Source organism: Photobacterium aquae, assembly GCF_001029445.1.
GTDB classification, from domain to species: domain Bacteria; phylum Pseudomonadota; class Gammaproteobacteria; order Enterobacterales; family Vibrionaceae; genus Photobacterium; species Photobacterium aquae.
Window position 1 is genome coordinate 504,259 of sequence record NZ_LDOT01000002.1, and the last position, 21,055, is coordinate 525,313.

Sequence of the window (21,055 nt, forward strand, 5' to 3'; positions counted from 1 at the left end):
CCAAATGCCCTAAGTTTGTGGGTATTATTAGGGCAATACACGTTATGTATTCAAGATGTTTTCTCTCCAAATGGGGAGATTAACCCGTCAAAAATACTCACGTTCCTATCTTTTCCCGAAACTATCTCTACTTTCGGGGGGACGTGACTATTGTTGATGGCAAAGACTTTTGAATACACAGCGATTGTGGCCTCGCCATTTACCGGCGTATCAATGATTTGAAGGATAAGCGTGTGAACATTCAAGCACTTATTAATGACAAAGTTTCCCAGGCGCTAGAAGCCGCAGGTGCTCCTGCCGGTAGCCCTGCCGCAGTTCGCCAGTCGGCGAAAATTCAGTTTGGTGATTACCAGGCCAACGGTGTAATGGGCGTTGCCAAAAAACTTGGCACCAACCCTCGCGAGTTCGCACAGAAAGTCATCGAGCAACTAGACCTAGACGGCATTGCCGAGAAAGTTGAGATTGCTGGCCCTGGCTTCATCAATATCTTCCTGAACAAAGAATGGCTGGCCGAGCAAGCTGAGACTGCCCTTCGCAGCCCACGCCTTGCTGTAGAGACAGAAGAGAAGAAAAACATCGTTGTTGACTACTCTGCGCCAAACGTTGCCAAAGAGATGCACGTGGGCCACCTGCGCTCTACTATCATCGGTGATGCCGTAGTACGTACCCTTGAATTCCTGGGTCACAACGTGATCCGTGCTAACCACCTTGGTGACTGGGGTACCCAGTTCGGTATGCTTATCGCCAACATGGTTCGCAAGGAGCAAGAAGGCGCTGACGTATCAATGAACATCAGCGATCTTGAAGGTTTCTACCGCGAATCAAAAGTCCTATACGATGAAGATGCCGAGTTTGCCGAGACTGCGCGTAACTACGTTGTTCGCCTACAGAGCGGTGACGAGTACTGCCTAGAGAAGTGGAAGCAACTGGTTGAGATCACCCTGAAGCAAAACCAGCGCAACTACGACCGCCTAAACGTGTCTCTGACTGACGAGAACGTAATGGGTGAGTCAATGTACAACGAAATGCTGCCAGGCATCGTGGCTGACCTGAAAGAAAAAGGTCTGGCTGTGGAAGATGACGGCGCGATGGTTGTCTACCTTGACGAGTACAAGAACAAAGACGGCGAGCCTATGGGTGTTATCATCCAGAAGCGTGACGGCGGCTTCCTGTACACCACTACCGATATCGCCTGTGCCAAGTACCGCTACGAGAAACTAGGCGCAGACCGCGTGCTTTACTTCATCGACTCACGCCAGCACCAGCACCTGATGATGGCTTGGTCTATCGTTCGTAAAGCCGGCTACGTGCCAGAGAGCGTTTCTCTTGAGCACCACGCATTCGGTATGATGCTGGGCAAAGACGGTCGTCCGTTCAAGACCCGTGCCGGTGGTACTGTTCGCCTTGCTGATCTGCTGGACGAAGCAGAAGAGCGCGCTGCGAAACTAATCGAAATGAAAAACCCAGAGTTGGATGCTGCAGAGAAAGACAACATCGCGAAAACTGTTGCTATGGCAGCGGTTAAGTACGCGGATCTTTCTAAGCACCGTACCACTGACTACATCTTCGACTGGGACAACATGCTGGCATTCGAAGGCAACACTGCACCGTACATGCAGTATGCCTACACCCGTGTTGCCTCTATCTTCAAGCGTGCCGGTGTTGAGCTGTCTGATCTGACTCACCCAATCGTGATCAACGAAGAGAAAGAGCAGGCATTGCTATCTAAGCTGCTTCAGTTCGAAGAAGCCGTACAGACTGTTGCTCGCGAAGGCCACCCACACGTAATGTGTGCATACCTGTTCGAGCTTGCAGGCCTATTCTCAAGCTTCTACGAAGCGTGCCCAATTCTGAACGCAGAAGAAGCCGTGAAGCAGAGCCGCCTGAAGCTGGCCAACCTGACAGCGAAGACCATCAAGCAAGGTCTGGATCTGCTAGGTATCGAAACACTAGAGCGCATGTAATTCGCCTTAGGCCAAGATGCACACTACGGTGTGCAATCTTGAGCACAGCAAAAAGCCTTCCGTTATCGCGGAAGGCTTTTTTATTGCTTGCAACCAAGCTAAACAAGAATGACCCACCTCTCATCCGCTACTGGCCAAAGCGCTGCCCGCCATGATGGAGCCAGCTCAACTCATCCTGAGTCGATAGCCGCCCAAGCACGGCATTTCGGTGAGGAAAGCGGCCGAATCGCTTTATCACATCAAGATGGCTTACCGCATAGCGATAGAAGTGGTCAAACTGGGCATAATGCAATGGTGTCACTGACTGACGCAAGCGGTCAAAACGAAATACGGCTTCTTCCTGATCTTCCAATGCCTCCGAGTGTTCAAGCGGCATGTAGAAAAAGACCCGCTCAATAGGTGTCAACTGCAAGTCCTGATCCAGAGCCAGCCCCCGTTTGCACATTGCTAATGCCATCGAGTCATAACGAAATGCCGCCCCCAACCCGCGATAGATATTACGGGTAAACTGATCGAGCAAAATGATCAGAGCCAGTGTCCCCCTCGGATGTTCCGTCCAATGGCTCAATTCACCGACTCCACCCTTGCTGACCAAAGCACGAAATTGTTCGGCTATCGCAAGATCAACCTCTTCTCCGCCCTGAAACCAAAGCTTGTTGCGGTTTTCGAGTGTGACTTCTTCGTCGATTTCGCCAAACCAATAGTCCAATACCTGTTGATAGTCAGCCATCATGAGCCCCCTTTGGATTTATACCCCAGTCACATAGCACCTTGACCGGGTATACTGACTGTTCTGACAATAACCCGCATAGCCAGCGGTAACTTATTGCCAGTTATATGACTTTATCCTAACCTAGTCACCATCGACAGCCGTACTTATTCTCTCAGCCTGTGAGCTGGACAATACATTTAAGGTATAACCATGACACAATTTTCACTCCATCCGAGACTCGCAGCAGATACCACTGTGCTGGGTGATCTGCCGCTAAGCCGTGTCCTCCTATCCAAAGAATCGCTCGGGCCGTGGTTAATCCTGGTACCACGCAAAGAGGATCTTCGTGAGATCCACCACCTTCCAGAGCAAGAACAGCAACAGCTGATGCGCGAATCCAGTGCCGTTGCCGCTATTTTGGAAAGCGACTACAAAGCCGACAAAATCAATGTCGGAGCACTGGGCAATCTGGTTCCCCAGCTCCACGTCCACCATATTGCCCGCTTCGAAGGGGATATCGCATGGCCAGGACCTATCTGGGGCAATACCGATGGCACCCAGCGCAGCGAAGATCTGCAGCAGGCGCTGGCTGAAGAATTGCGCGCCGAGCTATCCTCCATCGATGGATTCACCGCCGCCTAACCAAGGATAATTGCTGAGCATACGCTTATCGCAGGTAACAAAAAGGCAGCCAATTGGCTGCCTTCTTTATTGATTGGACTCGCAATATTTGTCAGCTGCGCATGACCGTCACGGCCAGCTCATCGCTGCGAAGCGGGCGGTACCAGATCTCCTGCGCCCCTTGGCAACAAGCATCACTACTGCAACCAACCAGCTCCCTGCCGACTTTCCCCTTGCGGATCCATACGTCAAGCATTGCTTCGACACCGTCTTCCGACATCCCGAAATGACGGGCTATCGACTGGCGGCTCGCACGGCCATGCTGTTCAAGATACTGTTTTAGCTGCTGTAGGATCATTGTGTTGCCCACTCTTTGGCTTGTTGGCTGCCTTTACGCTTGAAGTATACAAACAAACCGCCGTTCAGCAGGGTAAACACACCTATCCACATCATGCTGGTCGCCGGATGATCGCTAAAGTGTGCAATCTGATACCAGTAAGTTGCAAAGGTATATGCCAAAAGCATGGTGTAGCTTGCAATGAACACCGAGTATTTCTGGCCAAATTCTCGAACATAGGCACCCATTGCAGCCGCACAAGGCGTATACAGCAAGATGAAGATCAGATAAGCCATCGCCGCTGCCGAGCTCACAAAATGCGCCTGGATATTGCCAAAGATAGATGCATCAACTTCCTGCTCTTCTGCCGCGATGCTCTGGTTTTCCAGCTCGCCGACGGTAATACCCAGCGGATCGCTATAGCTCAAATCAGACAGATTGGCTGGAATAGACATCACCGCCTCGTTAAGGCTGCCCAGCAGGTCATACTCAGCTTCGCCCTCATCTCCCGCAGCGGGTGCATATAGGTTGTTCAACGTACCCACTACGGCTTCTTTGGCAAAAATACCCGTCAGGATACCGACTGTCGCTGGCCAGTTATCTTCATTGATACCGATAGGCGCCAATACCGGAGTGACGATTTGTGCCGTCTTGGCCAACACAGAGTTTGGCGTGTCTTCATTACCGAATGAACCATCAACGCCCAATGAGTTGAAGAAGCTCAAAATAGCAACCACAACCACGATGGTCTTGCCTGCACCCATCACGAACTTGTTCAACTTCTGCCAAGTCTTGATACCCACATTACGCAGCGTTGGCAGCTCGTAATCCGGCAGCTCCATAATAAAACTGTCGCTTGTACCCGGGTAGATCGTATGGCGCAAAACCAAACCGGTCATCACCGCTGCGGCAATCCCCAGAATATATAGGCCGAACACCACATTCTGGCCGCTCTCAGGGAAGAATGCAGCGGCAAACAGCGCATACACCGGCAAGCGAGCACCACAAGACATGAACGGAGCCATCGCAGCTGCCAGCTTACGCTCACGCTCCTGCTCAAGGGTACGGGTTGCCATGATAGCCGGCACGTTACAGCCAAAACCCAATACCAAAGGAACAAATGCTTTACCCGGCAAGCCGATTTTCTGCATGACCTTGTCAAGCACGAAGGCTGCACGAGCCATGTAACCTGAGCTCTCAAGCATTGCCAAAAACAGATACAGGCAGGCGATAACCGGAATAAAGGTCGCGACAGTCTGAATACCACCACCAATGCCATCGGCAATCACTGTTACCAACCAAACCGGCAAATGGCCATCAAGCAGGTAATGCCCCCCGTCAACCAGCACCGCTCCAACACTAATATCAAAGAAATCGATGAAGGAACTGCCGATGTTGATGGAGAACATAAACATCAGGTACATCACGACAAAGAAAAACGGGATCCCGAAGAGACGGTTGAGCAACACGCTGTCAATCTTGTCGCTCATGCTGCGGCTCAACTTACCTTCCTGGCGGCGAACCTGCTGGCAAAGTGTGTGCAAAAAGCTATAGCGGGTATCAGCCACCTGAATATCCGGATCAACGTCAACTTGAAGCTTGTTACGGATATTACAAGCAAGATCTTTCTGCTCGTCATGCAGGGTATTGATGATCAGAGTGTCATTTTCCAGCGCGCGAATCGCCTGTGCACGAACATTCAGATGCTCATCTGAAAATAGCGGCATCAACGCAGCAACAGCCTTCTCGAACGGGACACCATAGTCAAGATGCATATCCGCCATCGCAATGCCTTGCGCCAGCATCTTATGCAGCTTGGTCTTGAATTCGGCAACTTGTGATTGGTTATTGGCAGATAAGCAAAGTACCGGACAACCCAGTGCTTTTTCCAGACCTTTGACATCCAATACCTGACGCTGACGATCGAGTACATCCATCTTGTTGAGGACAACGACCATCGGTCGGCCTAGCTCACGGAGCTGCAATGTCATGTACAAGCTACGCTCAAGACACGAAGCATCAACAACATTAATAATCACGTCAGCCGGGGTGGTCAAAATAGCACGCGATGCAATGGCTTCATCCAAACTGTTAGCATCATTGGCACTATCTAGGCTATAGATACCCGGAAGATCGGTCAGGGCAAAGCTGTCACCTGCGCAATCATAGCGGCCGGTTTTCTTCTCTACTGTTACCCCAGCCCAGTTACCGACTTGCTGCTTAGCACCGGTCAGGCCATTGAAAAGTGTCGTCTTACCACTGTTCGGGTTACCGACTGTCAAAATACTGTATTGCATTAATCCAACTCCACTTCAATGTTCTCAGCCAACGTTTTACGCAGTGCAATATCAACACCGCGTACTCGTACTTGCAGAGGATCACCCAAGGGAGCGACTCGCACGACACTGATAGGGGTATTAGGCAATACCCCCATCACCATCAGCTTCTTGCGAGTATCAGGTGCTAAACGCGACATCCCAGTCACGCGCCCTTCTGTTCCGCACACCATTTCTGACAGTTTCATATAAACCGATACCTTAATAAGAACAATTAGCATTTACCGGTATTATGTTACATTCTGAAACACATTTAAATTTGTTTTGAGTCAATAAAGACTCGCGTAAAGTGAAATCTTTTATTCCAAAAATGAAACATGACGTAATACACACGGTAAAATAGAGCTGGATAAACAAGAATCATCTAGCCTACCACTGATTCTTCGGCCTCTGATGATACAAATTGGCTTGGTGTCAAACCGGTGTGACTTTTAAAGCGAGCCGTAAAATATGAAGGATCGTTAAATCCACAGGCCAAAGCGACATCAGCCACCTTATCACCTTGTTTAAGCATGATAACTGCCTGTTCGAAGCGGAGCTGATCGATATAGTCTTTAAATGTCATACCAAATTGGAGTTGGAACTGACGTTGTAGGCTTCGCTCCGGCATACCAAGCGCCTTCGCAGCCATTGTCAAATCAAACTCCAGCTCATGAAAATGCTTAACGACCAATGCCTTGACTCGATCTTGCCACGCAAAATCGTTCATATCATAAAACTCGGAGTGCCCTGCCGCCTTACTCACGGGAAGCAGGTGGGTGATGTGTTCTAGCAGCTGGTTGGCATCTACAGGTTTAAGCAACACGCGGTGAAGCCAACCCGCAGAGAGGTATTCACGGTGGCTATCCCTTGATTCCACATCAACAAGTAACCGCTTCGGCTGATAATCATCAGGGCATTCTTCCGCAACCCGCTGCAATAGCTGGCTCCCCGTTAATCCCGGTAATGACTGATCGGCAATCAACATATCAGGCAACTGTTCAAACATTATGATCAGGGCCTCGTAACCATCGCTTACCGTCGTCAAGGCGTAATCCTGACCGAGCAGCATTTCCCAACACTCAATCGCTGCCTTATCGGTACTGGCAATCAAAATATGTGGCAGGCTACCTGACCGTCGCAAAACAGTGCCGTTCTCGCACTTATTGCCATTGTTGCTACGATAAATTGGCAGCCTAACAATAAATTCACTGCCTAGCCCCTGATAACTGATCACTGAGATGTCACCGCCATACACTTCTAGCAGTTGCTTCACCGTGCTCAAACCGAGACCATACCCGGTCTCTTTCCCTTGCTGATAGCTTTCTTGGTAGTAACTCTCGAATAAATGCGCTTTGGTTTCTTCCGACATCCCCTTGCCGGTATCACTCACCGACATCACAATCTGCGACTGTAGCGATTTGATCGTGACGGTGATCCCACCTTTGCTGTCGGTATACTTCAACGCATTAGATAACAGGTTTCCAAGGATAATTTCCAAATGGTACGGCGCCATAAAGACGCTCAACCCCGAGGTAGTATCCTCAAGGCACAGCGCAATCTGCTTTTTGTCTGCCTCAATCTGCCAGCTCAGGCACGTCGCCTGAATAATCGGACTGACAAGCTGCTCGCACTGCCTTTCAGGTTCATTGAGCGCAAGGGCATCTTTAGACAACATCTGCTCAGCCACATGCAATGCATGGGCAATATGCCCCTCGAGCATTGCCAGTTTACTGCCAGCCTCGACACTCCCTCGAGATCCATTAATAAGCCCCATAGCCAAACGCAACGGCATCCTGAGCTCATTGGACAACTGAGCCATGATAGTCTGGCGGACCTCTAGGATCCGCTGCAGCTGAATATTACTGGCATTAAGCTGCTTCTTATGCAGTTCTATCTTGGCAGTTTTTTGAAAAACAGCCTGCTTAAGCTGCATATTTTGCTCAGTATAATGACGCGAACGCCAATACAGCCCACCAAGGACAATAACACCGGCTAAACTCAGGACCACAAAGGTCAAGCCGGCTGACATATACCAAGGCTTATCAACGACGATGGGAAAACGCAATACTGTCGAAGGCGGCAGCCCAGGCTGATTTATCCGAGCTTCAAGGACAAAGCCACCAGGCATCAACCGGTCAAGCGACAAACTCGGGCTACCCATTTCATGCCATGGGCCATTCCCCTGCAAATCCCGAACCAAACGATATTCAACCTTTGGATTCAATATTCCCGGCATAATGCTGAATTCAACGTTAATCGCCGAACCGTACGGCAAAACGAAGTTACCCCCGCTACCGCCACCAATCTGGTAGAGTTGATTATCAACCCTCACTTCACTGATGGTCAGACGCAGAGGCTCACGAGGAGCATTAAGCAAGCGATCTGCCGAAATCTCGACAATACCTTCGCGGCTCCCCAGCAAGATATTGCCCAAAAGAGAATGCTGGCACGCGGATACATTAAATTCATTGGGAACAATGGCATCGGTTTGGGCAAACAATCGCTTCAGGGTTGCATCAAACGACAGATACGCCAGCCCATGACTGGACGCAGCCCACACCCCGCTACTATTGCCCACCAGACACACTGGGCGTGCTCGGGTACTACCCAGATCAACCCCTTGCAATGCCAAGGGGTTCAGCCCCTGCGAATAAGAGAGCCCATATTGGCCAGCGACCCAAAGCTGCCCCATCCGGTCTTCATAGATATCAATGATGCCGCCATTGGCCAGTGAGCTTTCTTCAAGATAAAGATGACCAGAATCAAATAGATAAAGACCATAATTGGTCCCAATCCAAATTTGGTGCTCACTATCTTCATAAATCACATTAATAGATTCATCACCCAACGGATCTTTCTGCCAGTGGCTACCAAACACCATCCACTCTGCGGTATCTGGCCAATAGCGATAAAGGCTCGCGCCAGCCGCTACCCACAGCGAACCATACTGGTCGAGCTTGATTGCCGTTACCGACATATCCAGCGTAGGGATGGCGAGCTTCCGCCACTTGTGAGTCAGAGGGGAATAGCGATAAATCCCTTTTTCTGCCGCCAGCCACAGCCCTTCGGCCGACATCGCCAATTGGCGAATAGAACCAAAGCGAGGTTCATGATGACGGACGTCCAAAAACGGAGAGAGTTCGAATAACCCATTATCCGTTGCCAGCCAATAATTGCCATTGCTGCTATAAGCCATATCATTGACGACTGATGCATCAATCTGACCTGGCAAGTCACCAAAGCGCCGCCGCTTCAGGTTCTTCCCCATCTGTGGCAAATAACGCAGCCCCTTGACCGTCGAGACCCAGAGCGCGCCATAAGAATCACCTTGTAACGACAAAATATGATCACTTGGCAGCGAAAAGTCATTGTGCAGTTCGTATTGAGATACCGTTAAACGCCTATCGTCACGGTCAAACTGGTACAAGCCAAATTTCGTCCCAACCCAAAATCCTTGGCTGTTCTCGACGATGCTCGTCACCGCTTTGTTTAACGCTTTTCCGTTGCTAAAAACAACCTGCTGACCATTGCGCCCTTTTAGCAAACCATTGTGGGTGCCAAACCACCACTCTCCCGAGCTATCTTCATAGGCTGCCGTTACCCGGTGCTGACTAAGCAGCGTGCCTTTGGGCTCTGGCACCAAATGATTATCTGCGATTGTATATTCCGTCACGCCTTGCATCGAAGCCACCAGCAATGCGTGCTTGGTACGGTACAACCCCGATAGGTTCATCGGGTAAGGGAATGCGGTAAACCGGGGAGATTGTTCAGAGGTCGCGACATGGTAAATACCACGACGGTTGGCAAACCAAGCACCGTCATCGGCAGGGGCGACAAACTCGATTTCTACCATGCTGATATTCAGCTTGGTCAACATTGTTCTATGTGGGTGATAGCGGTAAGCAAAGCCGTCTTTTACCAACCAAAGATAACGGCCTACCATAACAGCATCCGTTACCCCGATTATAGGCGCTCCGGACTGGTCCAAGGCGGGACGTAGATTGCGGCCATCGTAAAAATTGAGGTACCCCCTCGCCCCAACCAACCACAAGCCATTATATTCATCTTGTATGATTTTCTTGGCAGCAATAACATTACCCGCCTCCTGATAAGGAAGCGGAAAGAAGAGGTTGTTGGAAGCTAGGGCAGGAAAAAGAGTTCCGGCGGCTATGACCAAGCACAAAGAAAACAAAGAGATAAATCTAGCCATACGGCAGGGGGAATACTCGGATTCATTCAAGTCAACACATCGCTATTATGCTACATCCCCCACATGATTATAAGTTGGCATTTATAAAATGAGGCAGAATGCATAAAAAAACGCACTAATGTGCGTTTTTTCATTACAAATATTACGTGCTACCCCGGCATCACATCCGCAAGGGCGGCTTTCTCTTTCTGCGCCTGCTGCTTGAATGCTCCTCGCTGCGAAGACGGTATCGGAGCTGCCTGTGGCAATGGAACTTTCATTGCGTTCACAGGGCGGTTTTTCTTGATCAATTCATAATGAAGATGAGGCCCCGTTGAGCGTCCTGTATTACCACTCAAAGCGATCCTCTGCCCCATTTCAACCCGGTCACCAACCTTGACGAGCAACCGATGCAAATGCAAGTAACGCGTCGTATATTCGCGGCCATGCTTGATAACAATGTAATTGCCAGCCAGAGGGTGTTTACGCGCCTTAACCACCACGCCATCCCCTGCGGCAAGAACCGGTGTGCCAATTGGCGTTGCGAAATCGGTCCCGTTATGGGGAGATATTCGGCCGGTGATCGGGTGCTTACGGTGCGGATTAAATGAAGAACTAATCCGATAACGTTTATCCAACGGAATACGGCGCAGGGCACGGTTAAGGCTCTGCCCGTTCTCGTCATAGAACTGGCCGTCGCTATATCGCATCACAAACACATCACGGCTACCCGACAGGTAGTGCAATGCCTTGACCGTTCCTCGGCTAACGGCCTTGCCATCGATAAACTCTCGCTCGACAGCAACTGCAAAACGATCCCCTTTGCGCGCATCACGGCCGAAATCAAAACGCCACTGCAATGCCTGCACCAGCGTCTGGATTTGGCTAGGCGTCAGCCCTGCAGCCAATGCCGAGTTATAAAAACTGCCAGATACCCGCCCCGTCAGCATCACCGGTTTTAGCACGCCCGTCTCTTCATGCTGCCGGTACTGATAGCCAGAGGCACCCAATTTATACTCGTCTCGGATCTTGGCCGATCGCTTTATCTGCAACTCGGCCACCCGCCCGCTATCATCCAAGGTCCATGTCAGCGTCTGGCCAACACCCAAATTCTGGATAGATCGATCCGCAGCGACCAATTGATACATATCGGCCAATGGCAAGCCATATTGCTGGAAAATAGCACTCAGATTCTCGCCAGCTGCCACCTGATGACTATGGGCAACCGTCACATTCTCTGCCAGCTGTTGATCCAATTCGTCTTTTGGCGCTTGAAAATCAGGATCTTGTGGATCAATTGCGGCCCCAAGCGGTTCACTGTTCTGCTCAGAAAGAATATCAAGATCCGTCAGTGGAATGGCCACCGTCTTGCGCAAAGGCTCCCCGACAACCTGGCCCGAAGAATCTGGCTCAGGTTGCCAGAGAAATACAGCAAGCAGGAAAAACGATATTGATCCAAGCGCAAAACGATGTTGGCGAGGCAGCTCACGCAAGGCCGCCACCGCCCCCTTAACTTTATTCATTTATCTTATCAATTGGTTAAACATTGCGCGAAGGTATTACCAAGCTGACGCAAGAAGCGGGTATAGCCCCCCTGCCCTTCAGCGATATCAGTTGCCATCGGATCCAGAGTCTCAATTTTCACGCCGGTTCCACGAACAACACTATCAACGACAGCAGGGGAAAATTGCGGCTCGCTAAAGACACATTTAGCCTTGGCATCCTTTAGCGAAGAGCGGATAGCAATCAAGGTTTTAGCCCCTGGGCGACGATCTGGCTCTACGGTAAAATGACCCAACTGGTTCAGACCGAAGCTCTGCTCAAAATAGCCATAGCCGTCGTGGAAAACGAAATAGCCGTGATCGGCGACAGGCTCAAGCTGCTTGGTAATATCTGCACGTGCTGATTTGACATCAGCAGCAAAGCGCGAAAGGTTAGCCTCATATTGCTGTTTGTGCAACGGGTCAATCTCGATCAGCTTTTGCGCCACTGCACTGGCAGCCTGAACGGCTTGATTTGGCCCTAGCCACAAATGCGGATCGATCCCCTCATGGCTGTGGCCATGGTGCTCATCGTGGTGCTCCCCCTCATGGTGGGCATGGGTATCGTGATCATGATGAGTATCATGTTCATGTTCATGTTCATGTTCATGTTCATGTTCATGTTCATGTTCATCATGAGCCTCATCAGTATAATGACGGAAATCAATGCCCTCGCTGCGAGTCAGCGCAAGCGCATTCTCTTTGCCATCGAGGATCTTGGTCAGGAACATTTCCAATTCCGGCCCACCCCACACTACAAGATCCGCCTCATGGAGTTTTTTGGCATCAGATGGGCGCAAAGCGTAATCATGCGGAGATACCCCCGGCGGCAACAAGGTCTCGCTCGTTGCTACACCCTGTGTGATTTCCTGGACAATCATATTGAGCGGTTTCACTGTCGTGACAATATTGAGCTCATCAGCCTGTGCATATGAAGAAATCATTAGCGCGAAGGAGCTGCAGGAAAGTAATAAACGGCGCATAATATGTGTCCCTAAAATTTTAGTAATACAACAACCAGACGAAATGTTATATTATAACATCTCACTTTGGCAAATACCTTTAGCAAAGAAATCATGACAACTCTAGTTGAATTACAGACGGTCACAGTCACCTTTGGCGAACGCCATGTACTGGATCAGGTATCCTTGAAAGTTGAAAGGGGCCAGATCACGACCTTAATCGGCCCGAACGGGGCCGGCAAGTCGACTCTTGTCAAAGTCATTACCGGCCTGCGTAAAGTCAGTGCCGGTAAAGTTATACGCCAAAAGGGATTGCGTATTGGTTATGTTCCACAAAAACTGGCACTTAATAGCTCGCTGCCACTGACTGTCGACCGCTTTATGCGGCTTGCGGGTCGCTACAGTGAAACCGACCGCGTTCATGCACTTGAACTTGTGGGCGGCCAGCATCTCCACCACAGTAACATGCATTCGCTATCTGGCGGTGAAATGCAGCGCGTACTGCTTTCCCGTGCCTTGTTGCAAAAACCGGACTTGCTGGTGTTAGATGAACCGGTGCAGGGCGTTGACGTCAACGGCCAACTTGAGCTCTACAGCCTTATTCAGTCACTACGCGACAAACTCAACTGCGCGATATTGATGGTGTCGCACGACCTGCATCTGGTAATGGCCAAAACAGACAACGTGATTTGTCTCCACCACCATGTATGCTGCTCCGGTGCCCCGGAATCCATTACCAACCATCCGTCGTACGTCGCATTGTTCGGTCGCCAACAAAGCGAACAACTGGCGCTGTACCAGCACCACCACAACCATGAGCATGATCTGGCGGGCAGCCCGATCGGCCCATGCCAACACCATCATCACCCAGAACAGCACGAGAAAAACAATGCTTGAGTTTCTGCTCCCAGCCCTGATCGCAGGGATCGGTATCGCCGTATTGGCCGGCCCACTAGGCTCATTTGTGGTATGGCGAAAAATGGCCTATTTCGGCGATACGCTCTCGCACGCCTCACTGCTGGGGATCGCCCTCGGGTTCCTGTTCGATATCAACCTGAATTTAGCCTTGATCATCTGCTGCTTGGCCCTCGCCGTGATTTTGGTGAGCTTGCAAAAACAAAAAGTCGTGGCGACAGATACCCTGCTCGGGATATTGGCACACAGTGCCTTGTCGCTCGGTCTGGTTGCCGTCAGCTTTCTCGATCACGTTCGAATTGACCTGATGTCATACCTATTTGGTGATCTGCTCGCAGTGACCCCGCTCGACCTATATTGGATCTACGGTGGCGGGCTGGTTGTCATCGCCATGCTAGTTTATCTATGGCGCCCACTGCTCTCCATGACCATCAACGAGGATCTGGCCCAAGTGGAAGGCGTCAATGTCGATCTAATGCGTTTGCTACTAATGCTAATGGTCGGCTTGGTGATTGCTGTGGCCATGAAGTTTGTCGGCGCCTTGATCATCACATCACTACTGATCATTCCAGCAGCTACGGCACGCCGTTTCTCGCAAAGCCCAGAAATGATGGCCGGGCTAGCGTCTCTGATCGGCTCCATTGCCGTTGTAATGGGACTGGCTATGTCATGGCACTATGACACACCGGCAGGCCCGTCAGTGGTTGTCTCTGCGGCAATACTCTTCCTTGTGAGCCAGCTAAGACGCTCGGAAGCTTAACGGCTAATAAAAAAACAGCCCACCTCGGGCTGTTTTTTTATAGCTATCATTCGCGGTCCCAAACTAGTTAAACAAACTGCGGTGCCGCTTGTTGCAAGTCGCCTTCACCTGAAAAGCGGCCTGATCATTTTTCACTACAGGCAAATATTGCAGCTGGCACTCAAAGTAAGCCCGATCCTTGTCAGAGAGCATAAAATTATCGATAAACAGCCGATGGCAGGCATTTGTCATCAGGTTGGTGGCCACGGCATTTTCTGAAGGCGGCACATGCTCAAGAATGCATGTTTCGTACCCCTCCTTATCTTCTTTCGCGACAGCGGGCACAGCCGCTGCCATCATCCCGATCACAACTATCGCATATAACCTAATCATCATGGGGCTTACCTATCATCCAAAGGTATCCCTATAATTTATCATAAAAAAACCCGCCAAGCGGCGGGTTGTTAATTTTTGACTCTAAGCCGGCATTTACCAACCGGTCACATCACGGAGCGCCTTGCCGATATCAGCCAGGCTTTTAACGGTTTTCACGCCTGCTGCCTCAAGGGCCTGAAACTTGTCTTCAGCCGTCCCCTTGCCGCCAGAAATAATCGCACCGGCATGACCCATACGCTTACCGGGAGGGGCTGTCACGCCTGCAATATATGAGACAACGGGTTTGGTAACGTGCTCCTTGATATAGGCGGCAGCTTCTTCTTCTGCCGTACCGCCTATCTCACCGATCATTACAATCGCCTCAGTCGCCGGATCCTGCTCAAACATTGCCAAAATATCGATAAAGTTTGAACCGGGGATCGGATCGCCACCGATACCGACACAGCTCGACTGGCCAAAACCTTCATCTGTCGTCTGCTTCACCGCCTCATAGGTCAAGGTGCCCGAGCGCGAAACAATACCGACCTTACCTGCTTTGTGAATATGGCCAGGCATAATACCTATTTTACACTCATCAGGAGTGATCACCCCTGGACAGTTCGGGCCGATCATCCGCACACCCGCCTCATCAAGGCGAACCTTCACGTCGAGCATATCCAACGTCGGAATACCCTCGGTAATGGTCACGATCAGCTGAATGCCGGCATCAATCGCCTCCAAGATCGCGTCTTTGCAAAATGGGGCCGGAACGTAAATCACCGTCGCTGTTGCACCTGTGGCCTCTACGGCCTCACGCACGGTATTGAACACCGGCAAGCCTAGATGCATGGTGCCACCCTTACCCGGCGACACCCCACCGACCATCTGGGTACCGTAAGCAATGGCCTGCTCTGAATGAAAAGTACCCTGACCACCAGTAAACCCTTGGCAAATCACTTTGGTGTCTTTATTAATTAAAATTGACATTATTGACCCTCCGCTGCTGCTACTACTTTCTCCGCGGCTTCCGTCAGGGAGGTCGCTGCAATAATGTTCAAGCCGCTTTCGGCCAGTGTCTTGGCGCCCAACTCTGCGTTATTGCCTTCGAGGCGAACCACAACCGGCACTTTGACGCCAACCTCTTCCACTGCCCCAATAATGCCTTCGGCAATCAGGTCACAACGGACTATGCCACCGAAAATATTCACCAAAACCGCTTTCACGTTGCTGTCGGAGAGAATAATTTTGAACGCCTCGGTAACGCGCTCTTTGGTTGCACCGCCACCGACATCAAGGAAGTTGGCAGGCTTACCACCATGCAAATTGACGATATCCATCGTCCCCATTGCCAAACCCGCACCGTTGACCATACAGCCGATACTGCCATCGAGGGCAACATAGTTCAGCTCCCACTGTGCAGCATGGGCTTCGCGCTCGTCTTCCTGAGAAGGGTCATGCATTTCACGCAGCTTTGGCTGGCGATAGAGCGCATTGGCATCAATATTGATTTTGCCATCAAGGCAAAGGAGGTTGTCATCGCCAGTGATCACCAGCGGATTAATTTCAAGAAGGGCTAAATCATAGTCTGAGAACATCTGCCCCAAACCGAGGAATATCTTGGTGAACTGCTTAATCTGTTCGCCTTTGAGGCCAAGTTTGAAAGCCAGCTCACGGCCTTGATAAGGCTGCGGACCGACAAGAGGATCAATAGCTGCCTTGTGGATTTTTTCTGGTGTTTCTTCGGCAACCTTTTCTATTTCAACCCCGCCTTCAGTCGATGCCATAAACACAATACGACGTGTGCCACGATCAACGACAGCCCCGAGATACAGCTCGCTGGCAATATTCGATGCCTCTTCAACCAAAATTTTGGAAACAGGCTGACCATTACTATCGGTCTGATAAGTGACTAAATTCTTGCCCAGCCACTTTTGGGCAAATGCTTTCACACCCTCTTTGGTATCATGTAGTTCAACGCCGCCGGCTTTACCTCTGCCTCCCGCGTGAACTTGGCATTTGACGACCCACTTGTCGCCGCCAATTTTTCCCGCCGCTTCCGCCGCTTCCTGTGGCGTGTCGCAAGCATAACCTTCTGGAACTGGCAGACCGTATTCGGCGAACAGCTGTTTAGCCTGATATTCATGCAAATTCATGATGTTCTATCCGTTGTCATATCCCTTGGGGAATCATTATATCCATATGGAACACTCTGGGGTATTCCTTCGTTGTCGCTCAAACTGCCCCGGTACGATGTGAGCCGATCTTACCGGGACAAAAGCGTTACACGTCCAAAAGCAGGCGTGTTGGGTCTTCGAGAAGCTCTTTGATGGTCACTAGGTAACCCACAGATTCGCGGCCATCAATCAAGCGGTGGTCGTAAGACAGGGCTAGGTACATCATCGGCAAGATTTCGACCTTACCATCAACTGCCATCGGGCGGTCCTGGATCTTATGCATACCCAAGATGGCAGCCTGAGGCGGGTTGATGATCGGGGTCGACATCAGCGAACCGAATACCCCGCCGTTGGTAATGGTGAAGTTACCGCCGGTCAGCTCATCAACCGTCAGCTTGCCGTCTCGGCCCTTAATCGCAAGATCACGGATCCCTTTTTCAATTTCAGCCAGACTCAGCTTATCGCAGTCGCGCAGCACAGGGGTCACCAGGCCGCGAGGTGTCGATACCGCAATGCTGACATCGAAGAAGTTGTGGTAAACAATATCATCGCCATCGAGCGATGCGTTCACCTCAGGGTAGCGCTTGAGCGCCTCAACCACAGCCTTAACGTAGAAGGACATAAACCCAAGACGGATACCGTGGCGCTCCTCGAACACGTCTTTGTACTGCTTGCGCAAATCCATGATTGGCTTCATGTTGACTTCGTTAAACGTTGTCAGCATCGCAGTACTGTTTTTCGCTTCCAGCAATCGCTCTGCAACTCGCTTGCGAAGACGGGTCATCGGAACGCGTTTCTCACTGCGGTGAGCCAATGGCATTTCAGGTTTCACTTCTGCCGTAGCTACCGTTGGTGCAGGCGCCGCATTCCCTTCTTTGAGGTAGGCCTCAACATCTTCACGGGTAATACGTCCACCAACCCCTGAGCCTTTAACATCAGACGGGCTAATACCGTGTTCGCCCAACAGACGGCGTACCGCTGGACTTAGGGCCTCATTGGTTTCCTCAGCAAGTGCCGCGGTATTGCGCTTGTTTGGTGACGCCTCCGCTTCCGTAGGAATATCCAGCGTTGGCTCGCCGGCAACCGCGCCCGCTTTGATTTTGCCCAAAAGCTGCTTGGTCAGTACTGTAGTGCCCTCCTGTTCAAGGATGGCTTCAAGAATACCGTCTTCCGGCGCTGGCACTTCCAGCACTACTTTATCTGTTTCGATATCAACCAGAACTTCATCACGCGTCACGGCATCACCAGGCTGTTTGTGCCAAGTTGCTACCGTTGCGTCTGCAACTGATTCAGGTAGATCGGGAACCAGAATTTCGATCGTCATATCGGTGTGTCCTTTTTGTTCCAGTTCTTATTTGTCTATTGTTAGTGCGTCGTCAACCAACGCTTTTTGCTGTTTCAGGTGAACCGACATATAGCCGACAGCCGGTGATGCAGAAGCCGGACGGCCTGCATATTCCAACTGGGCGCCGGCAGGGAGCACCGAACGGAAATTGTGCTGGCTAGAATACCACGCACCTTGGTTCTGGGGCTCTTCCTGGCACCATACGAAATCGGTAACATGCTGATAGCCAACCAAGGCAGCTTCAACATCTTCTTTAGGGAATGGGTAGAGCTGCTCGATACGGATGATTGCCACATCGTTCTGCTCGTTCTTGCGACGCTGCTCAAGCAAGTCGTAGTACACCTTACCGGAACACATCACCACGCGCTTGACCTGTTTAGGATCAAGCTCATCCACCTCGCCAATCGCTGGCTGGAAAGTACCGTTTGCCAGCTCATCGAGGGTTGAGGTACATAGAGGGTGACGCAGCAACGACTTGGGTGACATCACCACCAGCGGACGGCGCATCGGGCGTACAACCTGACGGCGGAGCATATGGTAGACCTGAGCAGGCGTCGACGGTATCACCACCTGCATATTCTGCTCGGCACACAGCTGGAGGTAACGCTCAAGGCGGGCCGATGAGTGCTCGGGACCTTGCCCTTCGTAACCGTGTGGCAGCAGCATGGTCAAGCCACACATCCGTCCCCACTTCTGCTCACCAGAACTGATGAACTGGTCAATCACCACCTGTGCCCCGTTCGCGAAATCACCAAACTGAGCTTCCCAGATAGTCAGGCCTCCCGGTTCTGCGGTGGCGTAACCGTATTCGAATGCCAGTACAGCCTCTTCCGACAACACGGAGTCAAATACCTGAAATGGCCCTTGCTTATCATGAATGTTGGCCAACGGGATATACGTGCTCGCATCATTCTGATTGTGCAACACTGAATGGCGATGGAAGAATGTGCCCCGGCCAGAGTCCTGCCCGGTAATTCGGATCCGGTTACCCTCGTCAACCAAGGTAGCATAAGCCAATGTTTCCGCCATGCCCCAGTCGATCGCCTTCTCGCCAGCAGCCATCGCCAGACGATCATTGTAAAGCTTCTGAACACGGCTTTGCAGCTTATGGCTTTCAGGGAACTGACACACACGGTTGGCAAGTTCAATCAGACGCTTAGCATCAACCTTGTTGTTCCAGTCAACGGTCCAGTCATGCCCAAGATAAGGAGCCCAATCAACCGAGTGGAGTTTCATCGGCCGCCATTCCTTAACAACACATTCGCCGCGATCTAGCGAATCACGATACTCGTTGATCAGCACGGTTGCCGTCTCCAGATCTACCGTCCCCTCATCGGTCAAGGTATCGGCGTAGATCTTACGAGGTGTCGGGTGCTTCTTGATTTTCTGGTACATCAGCGGCTGAGTCGCATTCGGCTCATCGGCCTCGTTGTGACCATGGCGACGGTAGCAAACCAAATCGATCACCACGTCGCGCTTGAAGGTATTGCGGTAGTCAAGGGCAATACGGGTCACGAAGGCAACAGCTTCGGGATCATCCGCGTTTACATGGAAAATAGGTGCCTGCACCATTTTCGCAATGTCAGTACAGTACTGGGTTGAACGGGTATCGTGCGGGTTTGAGGTGGTAAAACCGATCTGGTTGTTCACCACGATGCGAACCGTACCGCCAACACGGTAGCCTCGCGACTGAGACATATTGAAGGTCTCGGCCACAACACCCTGCCCTGCCACCGCAGAGTCGCCATGAATGGTGATCGGCAATACTTGCGAGCCATCTTTATCGCCAAGGCGATCCTGACGGGCGCGAACCGACCCCACAACCACAGGGTTGACGATTTCAAGGTGAGACGGGTTGAAGGCAAGCACCAAATGCACATCGCCGCCCGGGGTGGCAAAGTCCGCCGAGAACCCCTGATGGTATTTCACATCACCGGTACCCCAAGACTCACCGTGCTTGCCGGCAAACTCATCGAACAAGTCTTGTGGCTTCTTGCCCAGTACGTTGACCAGCATATTCAAACGGCCACGGTGGGCCATGCCGATCACAACCTCACGAGCCCCATTACTGCCCGCATGGCGGATCAGTTCCTTGACCATTGGGATCAGAGCGTCACCACCTTCCAATGAGAATCGCTTGGCCCCCGGGAATTTAGCCCCAAGATAACGCTCAAGCCCCTCGGCAGCCGTCAGTTCATCAAGAAACGCCAGCTTCTCTTCCTTGGTGAACAAGCCCCTGCCTACCACCGACTCCAAACGCTGCTGGATCCAGCGTTTCTCTTCAGTATTGGTGATATGCATGTACTCGGCACCAATCGAACCACAATAGGTCTTCTTCAGCGCATCGTACAATTCTGTCAGTTGCATCGTCTCCTGACCAATGGCAAAGGAGCCGACATTAAACGTTTCGTTGAAGTCATCCGCCGTCAGGTTATGGAATTCAGGATCAAGATCCGGAACTCGCTCCTGCTGCCATAACCCCAAAGGATCAAGATTTGCATGCTGATGCCCACGGAAGCGATAGGCATTAATAAGCTGCAATACCCTTACCTGCTTGGCATCAACATCAGGATCATTGACGGTAGCACTTTGATAGGTTGTTTCTTTTGCCAAACGCCGGAAATAGTCACGCACGCGCGAATGCGGTTGTTCCACAACTGTCGCATTCACAACTGGCAGATCATCAAATACATGACGCCATGCCTCGTCGACTAATTCTGGGTCGCTGAGATACAACTCGTAGAGATCCTCTACATAAGTTGCATTGGCGCCAGCCAGGTGTGAAGACTCTAACCAAGTCTTCATAACGCCGTTCTGCATTGTTTTCCCTTAACCACTAGTTATCGCCATATTGCCGGTCTCA

16 protein-coding genes are annotated in these 21,055 nt (G+C 51.1%); 4 read left to right on the forward strand and 12 right to left on the reverse strand.

Annotated elements, in window-relative coordinates; translation table 11 throughout:
• The first annotated feature begins 233 nt into the window (after nucleotides 1–233).
• On the forward strand, nucleotides 234–1,964 hold the full coding sequence (argS, locus tag ABT56_RS02890) for an arginine--tRNA ligase (protein WP_047877318.1): 1,731 nt from the start codon (nucleotides 234–236) through the stop codon (nucleotides 1,962–1,964).
• A 127-nt stretch (nucleotides 1,965–2,091) separates the two neighbouring features.
• On the opposite strand, the gene ABT56_RS02895 is transcribed toward argS, so the two are convergent.
• On the reverse strand, nucleotides 2,092–2,697 hold the full coding sequence (locus ABT56_RS02895; RefSeq protein WP_047877319.1) for a DUF924 family protein: 606 nt from the start codon (nucleotides 2,695–2,697) through the stop codon (nucleotides 2,092–2,094).
• Between the two features lie 189 nt (nucleotides 2,698–2,886).
• Here ABT56_RS02895 and ABT56_RS02900 point away from each other — a divergent pair, with 189 nt between their 5' ends.
• Nucleotides 2,887–3,318 (forward strand): HIT domain-containing protein, encoded by a 432-nt coding sequence (locus ABT56_RS02900; RefSeq protein ID WP_047877320.1) that lies wholly within the window; start codon nucleotides 2,887–2,889, stop codon nucleotides 3,316–3,318.
• 91 nt (nucleotides 3,319–3,409) lie between these two features.
• On the opposite strand, the gene ABT56_RS02905 is transcribed toward ABT56_RS02900, so the two are convergent.
• The 6 genes from ABT56_RS02905 to znuA form a co-directional block, all read right to left on the reverse strand.
• Entirely contained in the window at nucleotides 3,410–3,655 is a 246-nt protein-coding gene (locus ABT56_RS02905; RefSeq protein ID WP_047877321.1) for a FeoC-like transcriptional regulator, read from the reverse strand.
• On the reverse strand, nucleotides 3,652–5,931 hold the full coding sequence (feoB, locus tag ABT56_RS02910; RefSeq protein WP_047877322.1) for a Fe(2+) transporter permease subunit FeoB: 2,280 nt from the start codon (nucleotides 5,929–5,931) through the stop codon (nucleotides 3,652–3,654). The genes ABT56_RS02905 and feoB overlap by 4 nt, the downstream gene beginning before the upstream one ends.
• Complete coding sequence (locus ABT56_RS02915) at nucleotides 5,931–6,158, reverse strand: FeoA family protein (protein WP_047877323.1); 228 nt, start codon at nucleotides 6,156–6,158, stop codon at nucleotides 5,931–5,933. The genes feoB and ABT56_RS02915 overlap by 1 nt, the downstream gene beginning before the upstream one ends.
• 176 nt (nucleotides 6,159–6,334) lie before the next feature.
• Nucleotides 6,335–9,895 (reverse strand): hybrid sensor histidine kinase/response regulator transcription factor, encoded by a 3,561-nt coding sequence (locus tag ABT56_RS02920; RefSeq protein WP_169753879.1) that lies wholly within the window; start codon nucleotides 9,893–9,895, stop codon nucleotides 6,335–6,337.
• A 416-nt stretch (nucleotides 9,896–10,311) separates the two neighbouring features.
• A complete protein-coding gene (gene mepM / locus ABT56_RS02925) occupies nucleotides 10,312–11,664 on the reverse strand; it encodes a murein DD-endopeptidase MepM (protein ID WP_047877325.1) in 1,353 nt (450 codons plus the stop codon).
• Between the two features lie 8 nt (nucleotides 11,665–11,672).
• Nucleotides 11,673–12,665 (reverse strand): zinc ABC transporter substrate-binding protein ZnuA, encoded by a 993-nt coding sequence (gene znuA / locus ABT56_RS02930; RefSeq protein ID WP_047877326.1) that lies wholly within the window; start codon nucleotides 12,663–12,665, stop codon nucleotides 11,673–11,675.
• A gap of 93 nt (nucleotides 12,666–12,758) precedes the next feature.
• Between znuA and znuC the strand changes: the two genes are divergently transcribed.
• Together znuC and znuB are read left to right on the forward strand one after the other, a co-directional pair.
• Nucleotides 12,759–13,541, forward strand: a complete 783-nt coding sequence (znuC, locus tag ABT56_RS02935) for a zinc ABC transporter ATP-binding protein ZnuC (RefSeq protein WP_047877327.1) — start codon at nucleotides 12,759–12,761, stop codon at nucleotides 13,539–13,541.
• On the forward strand, nucleotides 13,534–14,319 hold the full coding sequence (gene znuB, locus ABT56_RS02940) for a zinc ABC transporter permease subunit ZnuB (protein WP_047877328.1): 786 nt from the start codon (nucleotides 13,534–13,536) through the stop codon (nucleotides 14,317–14,319). The genes znuC and znuB overlap by 8 nt, the downstream gene beginning before the upstream one ends.
• A 63-nt stretch (nucleotides 14,320–14,382) precedes the next feature.
• Here znuB and ABT56_RS02945 read toward each other — a convergent pair whose 3' ends face one another.
• The 5 genes from ABT56_RS02945 to sucA form a co-directional block, all read right to left on the reverse strand.
• Nucleotides 14,383–14,694 carry a VF_A0006 family four-cysteine protein gene (locus tag ABT56_RS02945; RefSeq protein ID WP_047877329.1) on the reverse strand — a complete coding sequence of 104 codons (312 nt, stop codon included), beginning with the start codon at nucleotides 14,692–14,694 and terminating at the stop codon, nucleotides 14,383–14,385.
• A gap of 93 nt (nucleotides 14,695–14,787) precedes the next feature.
• Nucleotides 14,788–15,660: a succinate--CoA ligase subunit alpha gene (gene sucD, locus ABT56_RS02950; RefSeq protein WP_047877330.1), complete on the reverse strand. Its 873-nt coding sequence runs from the start codon at nucleotides 15,658–15,660 to the stop codon at nucleotides 14,788–14,790.
• On the reverse strand, nucleotides 15,660–16,826 hold the full coding sequence (gene sucC / locus ABT56_RS02955) for an ADP-forming succinate--CoA ligase subunit beta (RefSeq protein WP_047877331.1): 1,167 nt from the start codon (nucleotides 16,824–16,826) through the stop codon (nucleotides 15,660–15,662). The genes sucD and sucC overlap by 1 nt, the downstream gene beginning before the upstream one ends.
• 127 nt (nucleotides 16,827–16,953) lie before the next feature.
• Complete coding sequence (odhB, locus tag ABT56_RS02960) at nucleotides 16,954–18,171, reverse strand: 2-oxoglutarate dehydrogenase complex dihydrolipoyllysine-residue succinyltransferase (RefSeq protein ID WP_047877332.1); 1,218 nt, start codon at nucleotides 18,169–18,171, stop codon at nucleotides 16,954–16,956.
• Nucleotides 18,172–18,198: 27 nt separating this feature from the next.
• A complete protein-coding gene (sucA, locus tag ABT56_RS02965; RefSeq protein WP_047877333.1) occupies nucleotides 18,199–21,012 on the reverse strand; it encodes a 2-oxoglutarate dehydrogenase E1 component in 2,814 nt (937 codons plus the stop codon).
• Nucleotides 21,013–21,055: the final 43 nt, after the last annotated feature.

Coding starts and splice junctions, on each gene's coding strand:
- ABT56_RS02895 (WP_047877319.1), bottom strand. CDS start 2,697: ATGATGGCTGACTATCAACAGGTATTGGACTATTGGTTTGGCGAAATC.
- ABT56_RS02920 (WP_169753879.1), bottom strand. CDS start 9,895: ATGGTAGGCCGTTATCTTTGGTTGGTAAAAGACGGCTTTGCTTACCGC.
- znuA (WP_047877326.1), bottom strand. CDS start 12,665: ATGCGCCGTTTATTACTTTCCTGCAGCTCCTTCGCGCTAATGATTTCT.
- ABT56_RS02900 (WP_047877320.1), top strand. CDS start 2,887: ATGACACAATTTTCACTCCATCCGAGACTCGCAGCAGATACCACTGTG.
- sucC (WP_047877331.1), bottom strand. CDS start 16,826: ATGAATTTGCATGAATATCAGGCTAAACAGCTGTTCGCCGAATACGGT.
- sucD (WP_047877330.1), bottom strand. CDS start 15,660: ATGTCAATTTTAATTAATAAAGACACCAAAGTGATTTGCCAAGGGTTT.
- ABT56_RS02915 (WP_047877323.1), bottom strand. CDS start 6,158: ATGAAACTGTCAGAAATGGTGTGCGGAACAGAAGGGCGCGTGACTGGG.
- znuB (WP_047877328.1), top strand. CDS start 13,534: ATGCTTGAGTTTCTGCTCCCAGCCCTGATCGCAGGGATCGGTATCGCC.
- odhB (WP_047877332.1), bottom strand. CDS start 18,171: ATGACGATCGAAATTCTGGTTCCCGATCTACCTGAATCAGTTGCAGAC.
- mepM (WP_047877325.1), bottom strand. CDS start 11,664: ATGAATAAAGTTAAGGGGGCGGTGGCGGCCTTGCGTGAGCTGCCTCGC.
- sucA (WP_047877333.1), bottom strand. CDS start 21,012: ATGCAGAACGGCGTTATGAAGACTTGGTTAGAGTCTTCACACCTGGCT.
- feoB (WP_047877322.1), bottom strand. CDS start 5,931: ATGCAATACAGTATTTTGACAGTCGGTAACCCGAACAGTGGTAAGACG.
- znuC (WP_047877327.1), top strand. CDS start 12,759: ATGACAACTCTAGTTGAATTACAGACGGTCACAGTCACCTTTGGCGAA.
- ABT56_RS02945 (WP_047877329.1), bottom strand. CDS start 14,694: ATGATGATTAGGTTATATGCGATAGTTGTGATCGGGATGATGGCAGCG.
- ABT56_RS02905 (WP_047877321.1), bottom strand. CDS start 3,655: ATGATCCTACAGCAGCTAAAACAGTATCTTGAACAGCATGGCCGTGCG.